At 67.2% G+C, this 16,319-nt stretch carries 10 protein-coding genes; all 10 read left to right on the plus strand.

All coding sequences use genetic code 11. The features are described 5' to 3' along the window. Positions 1 to 2,244, plus strand: a complete 2,244-nt coding sequence (locus tag BZF61_RS11100) for a hypothetical protein (RefSeq protein ID WP_086619279.1) — start codon at positions 1 to 3, stop codon at positions 2,242 to 2,244. Beyond that, positions 2,241 to 2,939: a hypothetical protein gene (locus BZF61_RS11105; protein WP_086619280.1), complete on the plus strand. Its 699-nt coding sequence runs from the start codon at positions 2,241 to 2,243 to the stop codon at positions 2,937 to 2,939. Before BZF61_RS11100 ends, BZF61_RS11105 begins: the two co-directional genes overlap by 4 nt. Continuing rightward, positions 2,936 to 3,598 carry a hypothetical protein gene (locus tag BZF61_RS15900; RefSeq protein WP_086619282.1) on the plus strand — a complete coding sequence of 221 codons (663 nt, stop codon included), beginning with the start codon at positions 2,936 to 2,938 and terminating at the stop codon, positions 3,596 to 3,598. The genes BZF61_RS11105 and BZF61_RS15900 overlap by 4 nt, the downstream gene beginning before the upstream one ends. Next, on the plus strand, positions 3,595 to 4,008 hold the full coding sequence (locus BZF61_RS11115) for a DUF6950 family protein (RefSeq protein ID WP_086619283.1): 414 nt from the start codon (positions 3,595 to 3,597) through the stop codon (positions 4,006 to 4,008). The genes BZF61_RS15900 and BZF61_RS11115 overlap by 4 nt, the downstream gene beginning before the upstream one ends. Next, the gene (locus BZF61_RS11120) at positions 4,001 to 8,935 is read left to right on the plus strand and encodes a phage tail protein (protein ID WP_086619285.1); all 4,935 of its coding nucleotides are present in this window, start codon (positions 4,001 to 4,003) and stop codon (positions 8,933 to 8,935) included. The genes BZF61_RS11115 and BZF61_RS11120 overlap by 8 nt, the downstream gene beginning before the upstream one ends. A 133-nt stretch (positions 8,936 to 9,068) precedes the next feature. After that, positions 9,069 to 9,347 (plus strand): hypothetical protein, encoded by a 279-nt coding sequence (locus BZF61_RS11125; protein WP_086619287.1) that lies wholly within the window; start codon positions 9,069 to 9,071, stop codon positions 9,345 to 9,347. Between the two features lie 17 nt (positions 9,348 to 9,364). After that, positions 9,365 to 9,934: a host-nuclease inhibitor Gam family protein gene (locus tag BZF61_RS11130; RefSeq protein WP_086619289.1), complete on the plus strand. Its 570-nt coding sequence runs from the start codon at positions 9,365 to 9,367 to the stop codon at positions 9,932 to 9,934. Positions 9,935 to 10,131: 197 nt separating this feature from the next. Next, a complete protein-coding gene (locus tag BZF61_RS11135; RefSeq protein WP_086619291.1) occupies positions 10,132 to 10,917 on the plus strand; it encodes a DNA adenine methylase in 786 nt (261 codons plus the stop codon). A gap of 415 nt (positions 10,918 to 11,332) precedes the next feature. Continuing rightward, positions 11,333 to 13,765 carry an FtsK/SpoIIIE family DNA translocase gene (locus BZF61_RS11140; protein WP_086619292.1) on the plus strand — a complete coding sequence of 811 codons (2,433 nt, stop codon included), beginning with the start codon at positions 11,333 to 11,335 and terminating at the stop codon, positions 13,763 to 13,765. Between the two features lie 181 nt (positions 13,766 to 13,946). Further along, positions 13,947 to 16,316 (plus strand): TonB-dependent receptor, encoded by a 2,370-nt coding sequence (locus BZF61_RS11145; protein WP_211276768.1) that lies wholly within the window; start codon positions 13,947 to 13,949, stop codon positions 16,314 to 16,316. The last annotated feature ends 3 nt before the right edge of the window (positions 16,317 to 16,319 follow it).

Raw genomic sequence — 16,319 nt, forward strand, 5'->3', positions numbered from 1 at the left:
ATGGCTGAGCGGCTTGGTGAGGCGCTGCTCGAGCTGCGCACCAATGATGCGGGGTTCAATGCCGGCATCGCGCAGGCCGAAGGGCGCGCCCAGAAGCTGGGCAGCACGCTGGATCGCACCAGCGGCAGCTCGGCCAAGCTGGCGAGTGAGATGGCCGCCGCCGGCCGGAGCGCGCAAGTCATGGGGGCGGGCGTCGAACAGGCCGGCCAGCGCGTCGAACAGGCCGGCAAGCGCGTCGTCCAGTCGGCCAGCGCCCAGCTCGCCGGGATGCAGCAGCTGAGCTCCCAGCTCGGCGACATCGCCACGATGTACGCACTCGGCGCGCGGCCGATGCAGATCTTCGCCTCGCAGAGCGGCCAGGTGATCCAGGCGATCCAGATGATGAGCGGCGGCACCAGCCGCCTCGCCGCCTTCATGGGCGGGCCCTGGGGCATCGCGATCACCTCGGCAGCGGTGGTGCTGGCACCCTTCATCGGCAAGCTGTTCGAGGCCGAGGATGCGCTCGAGGGCGTCGCGTTCGCGAGCAGCAGGCTGGGCGATGCGCAGAGCATCCTTGGCAGCGTGGTTGATGAAACCACCGGCAAGATCAACGTCCAGTCGCAGGCGATGCTGGCGCTGGCCCGCGCGCAGGCCGTGGCCGGGATGGTCGGCGCAATGCAGCGGCAGGCGGCGGCGGGGGCCGAGATGCAGTCGATCCGCCAGGGCGGGCTCGGCGATCTCAGGGCCGAATTCTCGATGGGCGGTCTGCACGTCACCCGCGCCAACAAGGGTCAGGACGTGGTCGATCTGGTGATGCGTGGCCGGCTTTCCGCCGCCGAGGCCGAGCAGCAGCTGCGCGCGCGGATGGAAAGCGGCGTGATCTCGCAGGAGGCCTATTTCCGCGCTGCTCAGGCGATCACCGCTTTTGATGCCGAAGGCGCGAACGTGGTGCTCTTCCGCGACACGCTGGCCGGCCTCGATGGCGACAGCGCGGCCGCGCGGCGGATCCTTGGCGGTTCGGGCGGCGGGCGCGGTGGCGGTTCGGGCGGCGGGCGCGGCGGCGCTACCCGGGCGGGCGTCAACCAGGCGGGGGCCGATGCGCGCTTCGAGAGCGATCTGATCGCCGTCACCCAGCGCATTCTGCAGGCCCGGTTGCAGATCGCCACCAGCGCCGAGGAGCGCGCCGAACTCGCCGCGCGCGGGGTCGAATGGGACCGGCGCGATGCGCTGGCCGCGATCGCAGCGCGCGAGGACCTGTCCGATGCCCAGCGCGTGGAGCTGCGCGCGGCCACCAACCGGCTCGCGGATGCCGAGCTCGAAGCGATCGAGTTCCGCAAGCGCGTCGAGCAGGCGCGCGCCGCCCAGGACCTCGCCGACGAGCGGTTCAGGGGCGAGGCCGAGGCGCTGGAGAATGCCCGGGCGCTGGCCGATACCGAGGCCGAGCGCAAGGCGATTGCCCTGCGGCTGCTGGAGGCCGAGGAGCGGCTGGAGCGGCTGCGGCTGTCCACCATCATCGCGGCCGCCGAAACCGACGAGGCCGAACGCGCGCGCGCCCAGCAGGCGCTCGATAACCTCAACGCCAATTCCGAAGGCCGCCGCGCCGCTGTCGCCCGCCAGAACGAGACCGAGACCGAGCGCTATCTGCGCGGGCTCAACGCCACGCCAGGCATGATCAACGAGGCGATCGACGGCATCAAGATCGACGGGCTGGAAGCGCTCAACGATGGTCTGACGCGCGCGATCATGGGGGTGGAGAGCCTCGGCGACGTCTTCAGCCGGGTGGCCGACCAGATCATCGCCGATCTGCTGCGGATCGCGATCCAGCAGGCGATCATCAAGCCGCTCGCCGGTGCGCTGTTCGGCGGTGGCGGCGGCGGCCTCCTGGGCGGGCTGTTCGGGGGCGGCGGCCCCAGAAGCAGCCTGCTCGGCAGCGTCAACAGCCTGTTCGAGGGTGCGTTCGCCGGCCTCTTCGCCAAGGGCGGGACCATCCCGACCGGGCAGTTCGGCATCGTCGGCGAGGAAGGGCCTGAGATTGCCTTCGCCGGGCCGGGCGGGCTGGGCATCCTGTCCAACAGCGACAGCCGCAAGCTGATCGGCAGCCCGGGCGGGCCGAGCATCGCCATCCCCATCACCATCGACGCCACCGGCGCGGATGCTGCCGCGATCGCGCGGCTCAACGCCCGGCTCGACCAGCTGAGCGCCGAGCTGCCCGGCCGCATCGTCGCCACGGTGCAGGAAGCGCGCGAGAGGAGAGTGATCCGATGATCCTGACCCAGCCCGACACCCCCAGCGGCATCGCCCGAGTCCGGTTCGACATCGAGCGGGTGGATTATGCCGCACCCGAGGCGAGCGGCCGGCAGGGCGGCGTGCAGGCGGGCTGGCCGCTGTGGGCGGCGCGCTTCGAGATCGACCGTGCCGACCCCGAGAGCGCGGATCTGTGGCAGGCCTTCTTCGACCGGCTGCGCGGGCGGATCAGGCGGTTCTACGCGATCGACCCGACGCGCCGGCTCCCCAAGCTCTACCGCTTCGGCTTTGCCGGGCTGGTGCGCGCCGGCACGGCCACGCCCTTCACCGGCCCGGCCACCAGCTGGAGCCAGGCGATCGACGCCAACGGCAACGCGCTGCTCATCCTCAACGGCCTGCCAGCCGCTTTCCAGATCTCGGTCGGCGACCAGATCGGCTTCCGCTGGGACGCGGCGGGCGCGGGCGCGGGCAACATGATGCGCCGCACGATGGCGCGCGCCGTGCTGCCGGCGACGTCCACCGGCGCGGGGCAGGCGCAGGTGACGATCGAGCCGCCGCTCAACACCGCGCTGGTGCCTTCGGGGGCGATCGCGCACCTCGATAACCCGGCCTGCGTGATGCAGCTGGTCCCCGAGGACAGCCAGATCGGCCCGATCGGCGCGGGCGGCGCTCTGGCCGGGGCGACGATCACCGCGATTCAGGATCTGCGCGCATGAAGACGATCGCGCCTGCCGCGCTCACAGCGCTCGAGGCCGGAACAGCGATCGTCACCGGCGCGGTCGAGATCGCCTGCGATCCGGTGGTACGGATCTGGGGCGGGTGGCACGAGATTACCTTCGACGGGCGCACCTTCCTGCCGATCGGCGATCGCGGGCTGGTGCAGGTGGCAGGCGGGGCGCTGGGCGATGCGGCGCAGAACATCACCCTCACCCTGTCGGGCGTGGACGCCGAGACGCTGGTGCTGCTCGATGCGTCCGGGATCGCCGGGGCGCCGGCGGTGCTGTGGCGGCTGATCTTCGACCAGACCGGCAACACGCTGCTCGACTTCAACGTCTGGGCGCGCGGCCGGCTCGACACGCTCGCGCGCGAGGAAGAGATCGGCGGCACGGCCAAGATCACTGCGCAGCTGGAGACCGCGGCCAAGGGCCTCGGCCGGCGCGGGGCGCGGATGCGCAGCGATGCCGACCAGCGCCTGATCGACCCAGCCGACGGCTTCTTCAAGCACGTCTCATACGCCGGTGAGAAGACGCTCTACTGGGGTGGACGTCGCCCGGCGCGGGCCGGATCGTCACTGCCTGGCGCCGGGAGTGGCTTCGGCGGCGGGGGCGGCGGCTCCGGCGGGTTCGGCAGCCCTTCGGGCGGGGTGGCCCGATGAGCCGCGACCTCGCCGCCCTGATCGCCCTGATCGAGGCGCGCCAGGCGCGCGGGTTCCGCTGGCGGCGCGGGCGGGATTGCGTGAGCTTCGCGGCCGCCTGCGTCGCGGCGCAGACCGGAGTTAATCCGCTCGCCGATCTGCCGCGCTGGCGCACCCGGCGCGAGGCGCTGGAGCTGGCCGCGGCTGAGGGCGGGCTGATCGCCGGGATCGACCGACGCCTTGCCCGCATCGCTCCGGCGATGGCCCGGCGCGGCGACATCGCCGGACTGCCTGACCGGCTGCTGGGCGTCCGGCTGATGGTGGTCGAAGGCGAAACGCTGGTGGGGCCGGGTGCGCGCGGGCTGGAGCGCCTGCCGCGCGGCGCGATGACGATGGCCTGGTCGGCGAGCGGAGGCGAGGTCGATGGGTAAGGTCGTACGCGCCATCGTCGGGGCGGGGCTGGTCGTCGTCGGCGCGGTCACTGGCAATTTCCAGCTGATCCTCGCAGGCGTGTCGCTGGTGGGAGGGGCGCTGCTTCAGCCCTCGGTAAACCGCAACCGCGCCGCCGCCGCCGCGCAGCTCCAGCTCGGCGAGCAGCCGCGGCAGGCGATTTTCGGCCGGGCGGCTGTCGGCGGGAGCCTCGTCGATGCGTTCAACTACGGCGGCAAGTACGGCACCGACTGGGAGGTGCTGGTGATCGCACTGGCGGATCACCGCTGCGATGCGCTCGAAGGCTTCTTCGTCGACGATGCCTACGTCGCCTTCGCCGGCGACGGCAATGTGGCCGGGTTCAACAACCAACTCCAGGTGTTCTGGCGCGATGGCCAGTGGGACCAGACCGTCCCCTCGATCCTCACCGCCAACGGGCCGGGCTGGACCGCGAATGATCGCGGGCGCGGCGTGGCCTACGTCGTCGTCGCTTACAAGGCCGACAAGGCGGATGCGAAGAACCCCGTCTGGCCGAGCGGCCGTCCGCGCTTTCGCTGGGTGGTGCGCGGCCTGCGCTGCTACCAGCCGCGGAAGGACAGCACGGTCGGCGGCAGCGGGGCGCACCGGCGCGACAACCCGGCGACCTGGGAGTGGACCGAAAACCCGATCGACATCCGCTACAACTGGGTGCGCGGGATCTACGCCGGCGATCTGGTCGACCAGCCGGGGATGCTGCTGCTCGGCCGCGGCCTGAGCGCGATCGAGGCGCCGCCCGCCAATGTCTTTTCCCGCGCCAACCTGTGCGACGAGCTGGTCGGCGGGCAGCCGCGCTACCGGGTCGGCGGGGTCGTGGCCGCGAACGAGCCCTTCATCGATGTCGAGAGCGATTTCGCGGCGGCGGTGGCCGGGACGATCAGCCAGCCGCAAGGCGCGGTCGAGGTCGATCCGGGGCAGGCCAAGGCCCCGGTCGCGCATTTCACCGATGATGATCTGCTGATCGGCAGCACGGTGCGCTGGAACGAAGGGATCCTCGGCGCGGCTGACGAAGGTTGGGTCAACACCGTCGCGCCGCGTTTTATCGATCCCGCGCAGCGCTGGACGGTCCGCAGCGCCCCGGTGCAGCGCGATCTGGCCGATGTCACGGCCGACGGCGGGCCGCGCGAACAGCAGCCGCAGCTCGACTTCGTCACCGATGGCGCGCAGGCCCAGCGGATTGGCCAGATCATCCGCCGGCTCGGCCGGCTGTGGGGCAGGGCGACCGTCACCCTGCCGCCGCGCTTCGCCTTTATCGAGGAAGGCGACTGGGTCACCTGGCAGAGCAACCGCCGCTTCGGCGGGGCGACGCTGACCTTCCGGGTCGAGGCTTGGGGATCGGACAAGGCCTGGCACCACCAGCTGACCCTGCGCCAGATATCGGCCAGCGCCTTTTCGGACACCGCGCCGCTCGATGATGGCTCGATCGCTTCCGACCAGCCCGAGCCGCCCGTGGTGGCCGCGCCGGGAGTAGGGGCATGGAGTGCGGCGGCTGTGCTGCTGGGCGCGGGATCGGTGCGCATCCCCAATCTTCGCGTGGGAGGGGCGACCGACGATCCGGCCGCTTCCTTGGTCGTCTTCGAATACATCCAGCAGGTGGAAGCGCCGGGCGTCGGCTCGATCTGGACTTTCGCCGCGAGCTCGCGCCCCGAGGTCACCCTGCTGGACATCCCGGTGCCGGAAGGCGGCACGTTCTGGGTGGCGGTGTCCTATATCGTCGACGGCATCCAGGGCGAGCGCCGCGTGCTGGGGCCGATCTCGACCAGCGGCCTGTCCTTCAGCGATGGCAGCCCGGTCGCACCGGTCGCCCCGGCCAACGCCAACCGGGTGCCGTTCTCCAGGATGGAGGGCGATCGCGGGTATGCGGTGTTACACAATCCGGTGCCGCTGTCGATTGCGACCGACTACAACGCCAACTCAATCGGCATCCGGTTTTTCCGCGGATCGACCACCATCACGGCGGCAGGCCAGCAATTCTCGATCGGCAACAGCAGCCGCAGCGCAGTGAAGGTAACACCGGGCGAGCGGCTTTCGGTGCAGGCGCGGGTGTCGCGGCAGGGCACGGCCGCGGGCACGTGGCAGTTGGAGCTGTGGACCTATCAGGCTGACGGGGTGACAGGTTCGGGAACGGTGATCGCTTCTGGCACCGGCTTGACCAGCCTCGGCGACGGCATCCAGCGCGGCTTTGTGACCGTGCCATCGGGCCGCTACTTTGCCCGGTTCGAACTGCGGTTCATCAGCACCGCGGCGGGCACGGCGCAGATTGCCATTGCCGAACCGATGGTTACGGAGGCCGCGCCCGACCAAAGCGTGCATCCGTCCTTCTCGCCCGGCCCAAATGCTGTCGATGGCGCAGATGTCACGGGCGAAAATGTCGCCGCGGCGATCACCGGGCAGAGTGCGTGGGCCACGACAACCATTCCGACCTCGCGGCTCGATTACCTCGACAACTCCGGCAACCTGTCGTCTCTGGACAGGGTTACGACCCGCAATCTCAACCAGCTCAACAACCGGGCGTGGACCAACCTTTACCGCGCCGATGGGACCACGCCGATCACCGATGCCGACGCGATCACCTCGCTGGGGACGGCAGCGGCGATTACCGGGCAGGGTGCGCTGGCGACGGCGAACAGCGTCAACTACGCGACACAGGTGGTAGGCTCCGGTCGGCCGGAGACCTTTGTATTTGGGTGCAGAGGAAACTCCGCGACTGCGCCCACAGGCTACTCCGAAGGGTTGTTCGACGGCGCAGGCAACAGCATTGGCGGTTTTGTTCGATCCTATCGTGTCTTTTACCGCACGTTCGGATCGACGACGTGGGTGACGCAAGGTTTCGACGTGTTCGGGACTGCCGGTCAAGACACAGCGATGGCCAATTACCTCAACGCCATTCCGACAGGCGCGGTCGTCGTGGTCCTCTCGTTCGATGAACCTAAAGGCAACCGGCTCGGCGGCGGCCTGCCCAATGCCATGTATCGCTGCGGTGCGAGCCGCTCGGTGTTCGGTCGGAATAATTTTGCCTTCCGGTCCGCTTACGCTCTTATCGGTCGCGCGGGCATTGGCGAGGGCATGGGCACAGAATATTATCGGGGCGACGGCGACAACGATCCGAATGCGTGGATCAGCGGGACGTTCACTATCGTCAATGGAGTTCCTATCACGGGTCTTACCCCGATCCGAGGGGCGCAGGATATCGCCTATCCGAACGGTGTCCGCCTCGATGAACTTCAGCCTTCCGAAGCGGGTGCAAACATCACCGAGACGAGGGTCGCCGCCGCGATCACCGGTCAGTCCCCCTGGGCAACCACCGCTATCCCCACGTCGCGAGTGAACAACCTCGACAACTCGGGCAACCTGTCCTCGCTCGCAAACATTACCACTCGCAACCTCAATCAGTTGAACAACCGCGCGTGGACCAACCTTTACCGCGCCGATGGGACCACGCCGATCACCGATGCCGACGCGATCACCAGTCTCGGCACTGCCGCCGCGATCACCGGTCAGGGCGCGCTGGCGACGTTGAACAACATCGACGCTGGTGGCCCCTATTTTGTCGGCACACTGCCGGTTGAGCGAGCGGACGTTGCGCTTAGAAACGAGAACTTGGCACTTGGTAATGCCAACCGCGTGCCGTTTTCGCGGATGGAGGGGGACAGGGGTTGGGCGGTGTTGTTCAACCCGGTGCCTATGGCGTTCACGACCTCTTTTGGCACTTTCGCTGGGATGCGCTTCTTCCGAGTGGATGCCACGGCCACGGCGGCAGGACAGATCATTTCGATCGGAAATGCCGGCGCAGCGGGCCCGATCTTCCGGCTAACGCCGGGTGAGCGGGTTTCGGTGCAGGTGCGCACCGAAGCTCAAGGCCCGGCAGCAAATGGCTGGCGTCTTTCGTTATGGGGATACCGAGCCGACGGGACTGCGGATCGCATTGCCGAGCACTTCGGCGCGAACCGTCAGATCGGTGACGGCTTCATCCAGTTCTTTTCCGATGTGCCGAGCGACATGATCGGCGGATGGCTTGAGCTTTACGTTTACAGCAGCGCCGCTGGGTCGCTCGTTGCGGCGATTTCCGAACCGATGGTTACGGAGGCCGCGCCCGGCCAAGGCGTGCATCCGTCCTTCTCGCCCGGCCCAAATGCCGAGGATGGCGCAGATGTTACCGCCACCGCCCAGCGCACCATTGTGCCGCAGTTTCCGGTGATCGAGATCAAGCAGGGCGAGGCGGGCCATACCGGCAACCGCACCGTGACCCACACGGCCAAGCGCGGCACGGCGACGCTGACGGGTGGCACCTGGTCGCTCCCCTCGCAGAACCTCGGCGCAGGCTCGGCCAGCATCAACAGCAGCACCGGCACGGTCACGCTGTCCGGCATCGTGCAGTCTGGCGCCTACGCGATCCGCTACACCCACAGCGATGGGTTCGCGACCGAGATCAACGTCAACGTCACATTTGTGCCACTGGTGGCTGCGGGTGTCGGAAATACCGCCAACAGCATCACCAAGCCGTTTTCCTCGACCAGCTTCACCGCGATCAGCAACGAAATGACCATCGCCCTGCCTTCTGGCGTGACCGTGGCGAACCTGCTGGCTAATGGCATCACGCTGGAAGTGCCGAATTCTTTTCCGGCAGGCGTCACCAATGTCGAAGTCAAGTGGCAGCGGGAGACCTCTCCCGGAACCTGGGCCGATGTCGGGTCTGTCGCCACCTCCTCGCCGCACCCAGGCGTGATCGACGAAGGCGGATTTCCGAGCGCCGAAATCGGCTTCGTGACCTGCAACCGAACAGCAACCGGGTTGACCGCCGGATCGACACAGAAATTCCGTCTGATGGCCCGGATCTCGGGCGGACAAACGCGCACCGTGACGCCGTTCGGCACGGTGACGGCGGGAGGGTGAGGAATGCCCATCGCCGATTTAAAACCGCTTTTCCGACCCTTGAAAGGAGTTATTCATGGTTAAGTTCACAGGACTAGACGCCCGAACTGCTTTGACGAATTTCGGCTTCGCCCACGGTGCCGCTCACCCAGAGTTGATCGAGATTATCGCGGAGCCTGACTGGCTCGGTTCCGTCGTCAAGGGCATCGAGTATCTCTATGCGCGGCGCGCCGACCTGACGCCCGATGGGCTCGCGCTGCTGCGCGATCTCGCGCAGTTCATCGCGACGCACCACTTCTATGGCAAGGGCGTTCGCTGCGCGCAGATAGCCGGCGTGGCGGCGCGGATCATCGAAGGCGGCCCGGCCGAGGATCAAGGCGATCCCGAAATCGACTCCGCCCTTCTCCCCGCCGAAAGTCCGTCAATCTCTTAAGCAGTGGAGCATCGAATATGGCCCGTTGCAAACAGGTAGCCGCTCCAGCTCCGGCCAATGCCGCCGAAGCCATCCTTATGATTGGCGAGTTCGTCGCGATCGAGCGTGACAAGGCGCTCGCTCGGCTCGCGGCCGAGGCGGCGATCGATCGCGTGAAGGCCCAGCGAGACAGCGATCTGCGCGAGCTGGAGGCGCGGGCTGCGCCGCTGTTCGCCGGGCTCAAGGCCTGGTGGGAGGCTGGCGGCAAGGACGAGCTGGCCAAGGGCAAGCGCTCGGCCGAGATCGTCGGTGCGAAGATCGGGATCCGCCTCACCCCGCCCGCCGTGAAGCTGAAACGCGGCGTGAAGCTGGGCGATGTGATCATCTGGCTGAGCGGCCTGCGCTGGGCGCGTGCAAAGGACTTCCTTCGCACCAAGATCGAGCTCGACAAGCAGGCGGTGATCAAGGCCGTGCAGGCCGATGCCGAAATCGCCGAGAAGTTCGCGGCCTTCCTGACGATTGAACAGACCGACGAGTTCTTCATCGACACCGGCCTCGACGAGGACGCGGTCCGCAAGGAAGCGGCGGCGTCCGTCCAAGCCAATTGATCTCTCTCGAAAGGAAACGACCATGGTTTTCAATTCAGCGACACCGTTCGTAACGCCGCTCTCGACGCGATGGAAACCGCGATCGGGGGCTAGCCCGACGCTCCGCATCCGCTCCGGTGCTGCCCCTGCCAACTGCGCTGCTGCTACTGCCGGGCACCTCGGGATCATTTAGGGCGTTACCTGAGGAGATACTGCCCATGTCCCTGCAGACTGTTCGTCCCGTCCAGCCCATCGCCCCGTGGTTGGGCGGCAAGCGTTCCCTTTCGCGCCGGATAGGCGAGCGCACCGCCGAGATCCCGCACACCCGCTACGTGGAGCCTTTCGTGGGCATGGGCGGGGTGTTCTTCCGCCGCCCGGTGCGGCCGAAGCTGGAGGTGATCAACGACGTGAATCGCGATGTCGTCACGCTCTTCCGTATCCTGCAGCGGCACTACCAGCAGCTGCTCGATGTGCTGAAGTTCCAGCTCTACAGCCGCGCCGATTTCTACCGGCTGCGGGCCACCCCAGCCGACCAGCTCACCGATCTGGAGCGGGCGGCGCGCTTCCTCTACCTGCAGAATACCGGCTTCGGCGGTATGGGACGCACCTTCGGCGTCGATTACAGCCGGCCGCGCTGGAGTCTCGGCAAGCTGGAGCCGATGCTCGAGGCGGTCCACGAGCGGCTCGAGGACGTGCTGATCGAGTGCCTCGACTTCGGTGCCTGCATCGAGCGCTACGACAGCCGGCCAGGGACGCTGTTCTACTGCGATCCGCCCTACTGGGGGCACACCGATGACTATGGAAAGGGCATCTTCTCAGAGGCCGATTTCGAGCGTCTGAGGCGCATCTTGGGCGGGCTTCAGGGGCGCTTTATCCTCTCGCTGAATGACCGGCCCGAGGTGCGCGAGCTGTTCGCCGGCTTCGAGATCGAGGAAGTTTCCCTCAACTACAGTGTCGGCGGCGGCCCGACCCCGGCGCGGGAGTTGATAATCTCGGGGCCATGAGTGAAGATATCGCTGCCCGCGCCGACCGCCTTTTTGAGGCCGCAACTGCACTTTGCCGCGAGGATGCGAAAGCAATTCTGGCAGAGCACTCCGCATGAGGAGTTCTGCGCTCGATCGGCACCATCAAGAAGGCAACAGGGGCATTTGCTCAGCGGTCTATTGAGGCCCTCGATGAGACACTTTCATCGATTTCAAAGCGTGTGGATCATCGCGGACGGAAGTGGCGAGGCGCGCCAGACACCCCCATCACCGGCCGCTCCTGTCCCTGGCTAGACTTCAGAGAAGTGCTCTAACTTCTCTTGTCAAAGACTCCAAAAGCTTGTGTCCCGCTACAGCGAGGCCAACGCCCTGTCGCACATCGCTTGACCCGGACTCGCCGAGGATTCATGATGTGTTCCACACAGGAGACATCCCCATGGCCAGCCGCGCCGTCACCCCCAGAAGCACGAATGGCCGCAAGCCTGCCGTCAGCAAGTCCGATGCCGAATGGCGCGCGGGGCTGCGGCGGGGGCTGCGCCGCCTTGCACAGATGGCGGGGGCGGCTGTGCTGCTGGGTGCGATGGTGTTCCTTGCGCTCGCGCTGTTGAGCTACACCCAGACCGATCCCAGCCCCTCGACCGCCGCCGATCCGGCCGAAGTCGCCAACTGGATGGGTGCGGCCGGCGCGTGGGTGGCGGATCGGGTGCTGCTGGTGTTCGGCCTGCCCGCTGCGCTGCTGCTGCCGCTGCTCTATGTCAGCGCGCGCAAGCTGTGGCGCGATGTCGAAAACGGCGACGCGGCGGAGACGACTCCCTGGTGGCTACCCACCGGGCTCCTGCTGATCGCCATGACGCTGCTTTCGACCGTGCTCAGCCTCGCCTTCGAGGGGCCGGGCGGTACGCTCCCGGCGCAGGCGGGCGGGCTTGCCGGCCTGCTCGGTGCCGGTGCGGTGCAGGCGCTGGCCGCGCGGATCGGGGGCGATGCGCAGGGCTGGGCGATTCTCGGCATGGCGCTGGTCTGCCTTGCCACCGGCGTAGGCCTGTTGACCCGCGTCTTCGCGATCGACTGGCGCGTGCTGCTGAGCCTGCCCGAGTTCCTTGGCGGCGGCTCGCTTGCCGGGCTGGTGCGCCGCCTGCCGCTGCCGGGCCGAAAACGTCCCGCCGCCCAGGCGCTGGCCTTGGCCGACGAAGAGGACGAGGACACTGCCCCGCGCCCACGCCGTTCCGTCAAGGGCGAGGTTGCCCCGGTCATGATCGACGATCGCCCGCGCCGCGCGCCCGAGATTTCCGATCCTTCCGCCCCGCCCAGGCGCGCCCAGACGCCCAGAACCGCCCAGGGCGATATGTTCGCCGCCTTCAAGCTGCCGAGCCTTGATTTGCTGGCCGAGCCGCCTGCCGACAAGGCGCCCAAGCTCGACAAGATCGCGCTCGAACGCAACGCCCGCCTGCTTGAGAACGTGCTCGACGATTTCAACGTGAAGGGCGAAATCACCGCGGTGCGCACCGGCCCGGTGGTGACGATGTACGAGCTCGAACCCGCGCCCGGCATCAAGGCCAGCCGCGTGGTGGGCCTTGCCGAAGACATCGCCCGCAACATGAGCGCGATCAGCGCGCGCGTTTCGCCCATCCCGGGGCGCACCGTCATGGGCATCGAACTGCCCAATCAGGATCGCCAGATGGTGGCGCTGAAGGAACTGGTCGCCTGCGCCGCTTTTGCCGAAGCCAAGGGCAATCTGCCGATCATCCTCGGCAAGGATATCTCGGGCGAACCGATCATCGCCGATCTCGCCACCATGCCGCACCTGCTGGTGGCCGGCACGACCGGCAGCGGCAAGTCGGTCGGATTGAACGTCATCCTGCTGAGCCTGCTCTACCGCTTCACTCCGGCCGAGCTGCGTCTGATCCTGATCGATCCCAAGGTGCTCGAACTCAAGACCTATGACGATATCCCGCACCTGCTCTCGCCGGTGGTGACCGAGCCGGCCAAATCGGTGCGCGCGCTGAAGTGGGCGGTCGAGGAAATGGAGCGGCGCTACCGCATGATGAGCGCAATTTCCTCGCGCAACATCAACAGCTTCAACGAAAAGGTTGCGGCCGCGATCGCCAAGGGCAAGCCCTTGGGCCGCCGGGTGCAGACCGGGTTCGACCCGGAAACCGGCGAGCAATTGTTCGAGGAAGAACAGCTCGATTACCAGCCGCTGCCGCAGATCGTGCTGATCGTCGACGAACTCGCTGACCTGATGGTGACGGTCGGCAAGGAAATCGAAGTGCTGATCCAGCGCCTCAGCCAGAAGAGCCGCGCGGCGGGGATCCATCTCATCATGGCGACCCAGCGGCCCTCGGTCGACGTCATCACCGGGGTGATCAAGGCCAACCTGCCGACCCGGATCAGCTTCAAGGTGACCAGCCGGATCGACAGCCGCACGATCCTGGGCGAACAGGGCGCCGAGCAGCTGCTGGGCAAGGGCGACATGCTCTACAAGCCCAACACCGGTGCGATGGTGCGCGTTCACGGGCCGTTCGTTTCGGACGAGGAAGTCGAGGCCGTGGCCGATTTCTGGCGTGCCCAGGGCAAACCCGAATATGTCGATGCCGTCACCGAGGAACCCGAGGAGGGTTTCGGCGGCTTCGGCTTCGAGGACGATCTCACCGCCTCGGACAACCCCGAAGAACGCAAGTATCGCCAGGCCTGCCAGATCGTGTTCGAGAATCAGAAGGCTTCCGGTTCCTGGCTCCAGCGTCAGATGGGGGTGGGCTACAACACCGCCGCCAAGTGGATTGAGCGGATGGAGGCAGAGGGGCTGGTCGGTCCGGCCAACCACGTCGGCCGCCGCGAGATCTACCGCGACAAGGACGGCAATCCGCTATAGCGCTCCCAAGTGCGGTGGCGCGGGCGGAATGTGCCTGCCAAGGCGGGTGCCGGATGGATGCATATCGGCAACGTCCCGAAGCCGTAAAGGGATCGTAACCGCTGCTTCACGCGTCCGTCGCGGCAGTGTCACCGTCGCCTGTCAGGGGCGGGTTCTCTCTCCGCCAACAGGGAAGCCCACCATGCTCCGCACCACTTTGTCGCACGTATCGCCGATCGCGCTTGCCAGCGTTCTTGTTTGCACGTCGCAGGCTGCCGCCGCGCAAGAGGCCTTAGCCCCGGCCGAGGAACAGCGTGCCGGCAATCAGATCATCGTCACCGCCCAGAAGATCGAACAGCGCGCGCAGGACGTGCCGATCACCATCTCGGCCGTCAGCGGCGAGCAGATCCGCGATTTGGGGGTCAATGATCTCGACGAGCTGTCGAACTACATCCCCGGCCTCAACATTCAGGAGCAGAGCGCCAATAATCCCGGCGTGGTGATCCGCGGGATCACCTCGGACTCCGGCTCGGCGCAGCAGGGCCCGCGCGTCACGCTCTACTACAACGGCGTCGACATTTCGCGCTCGCGCGGGTCCTATCAGGCGATCTATGATCTCGATCGGGTCGAAGTGATCAAAGGCCCGCAGGCGACCCTGTTCGGCACGGCCAGCACCGTGGGCGCGATCAGCCTTGTTTCAGCGCGTCCGCGCGAGGGCTTTTCCGGCCAGATCACCGGCGGCTACGGCAATTTCGAGCAGACCCTGCTGTCGGGATTCCTCAATGCCGGCTCGGACGTGCTCGCCGGGCGCATCGCCTTCGAATGGCGCACGCGCGAGGGCTATGCCGAAAACCTCAATCCCAACCAGCGCGAGGAACTTTACGCGCAGGACCAGCTCGGGGTGCGCGCCTCGCTGCGTTATACCCCGACGAGCGACATCACGCTCGATCTGATCGGCACCTATGACCAGCAGCGGAACGGCGGCACGCCCTTCATCTCGGGCCGTTTTCCGGCTTTCCTCGGCGCGCCGGGCGGGGCGGCCAATGCCTTCCGTCCCGCCAATCTGGGCGGCAACCCCGGCGCGGCCGCGGTGCTGGGCGACGACCAGCTCGGCCTCAACCGCGAGGTCTATGATCTCAACCTCACGGTCGAATATGCCTTTGCGGACGACTGGACCTTCTCCACCGTCAACGGCTACCGCGAATTCGACAGCCGCGAGGTATTCGATGCCGACGGCTCGGCCGCGCCTTTTCTCGAATTCGCCGAGATCGCCGATGGCTGGCAGATCAGCCACGAAGGCCGCTTTACCTATTCCGGCCGCAGCCTGCGCGCGCGTGCGGGGTGGAACGTGTTCATCGAGGACGGGCGCCAGAACGTGCCCTTCGCCACCGAGGAAGGCACCTTTCTCCAGTGCCTCAGCTCGCTGTTCGGCGCGCCGCTGATCCCCGGCATTCCCTGCGTGGCGCCCGACGGCAGCGTGCCGGCCGCCGGCGTGACCGCGATCGCCACAGGCGGGGCCTTGCAGGCCATCCCCTATGCCTCGGTGTTCGAGAATCAGGGCCGCAACGAGGCCTATTCGGTGTTCGCCGATGCCACCTGGCTGGCGAGCGACGCCTTGGAACTGACCGCGGGCGTGCGGTTCCTGTGGGAATATCGCAAGTCCGGCTTCTTCGCCAACGTGCCCAATTCGGTGCTCAGTCGTGCGCCGCTGATCCCCGGGCAGATCGACACCGGCGGACGCACCTTCACTGCCGACAAAAGCTTCACCGCCGCGCTGCCGCGTTTCAATGCGCTCTACCGCATCAGCGACGACGTGAATGTCTTTGCCACTGTCTCCAAGGGCCGCCGTTCGCCGGTGGTGCAGGTCAATGCCGCGCGCCGCGCCGGCGTGGTGGAGCCGAACGTGGTCGATGTCGCGCAGGAAATCGTGTGGAACTACGAAGGCGGGGTGAAGCTGGCAAGCGGCCCGGTGTCGGGTTCGCTCGGGGTCTATTATCAGGTCTACAACGACTTCCAGGTCTCGATCGCCCAGCGCGATGCCAACGGCAATCCCACCGGCGCCTTCGTCACCGCGAGCGCGGGCAAGGCCAGCAACCTCGGGATCGAGGCTGAAGTCGCGATCGAAGTGGCCGACTGGCTGCGCCTGTTCGGCAATGTCGGCTTCATCGACGGCGGGATCGACAAGGACGGGGCCTTCTCGCCCGCCTTCTCGGGCGCACGCTTCCGCCTGCAGCCCGAATGGCAGGGCGCGGCGGGCTTTACCATCGACAAGGATCTGGGCCGGGGCGTGCGGCTGTTTGCCACGCCGAGCGTGACCTATCGCAGCAAGATCTTCTTCGAGGTGCCCAACAACCCGCTGATTTCGCAGGATGCGGTGACGCTGGTCAACGCGCGCGCCGGGGTGAGCCTTGCCGATGATCGCTACGAGATCGCGGGCTTCATCCGCAACGCCACGGGCGAGGACTACCTGCTCGATGCGGGCAACACCGGCGGGGCCTTCACCATCCCCACCTTCATCCCGGCCGAGCCGCGCTTCTACGGCATCCAGCTGACCGCGCGCTTCGGCAACTGAAAG

Origin of the sequence: Erythrobacter tepidarius (assembly GCF_002155695.1) — a bacterium.
GTDB lineage: Bacteria > Pseudomonadota > Alphaproteobacteria > Sphingomonadales > Sphingomonadaceae > Erythrobacter > Erythrobacter tepidarius.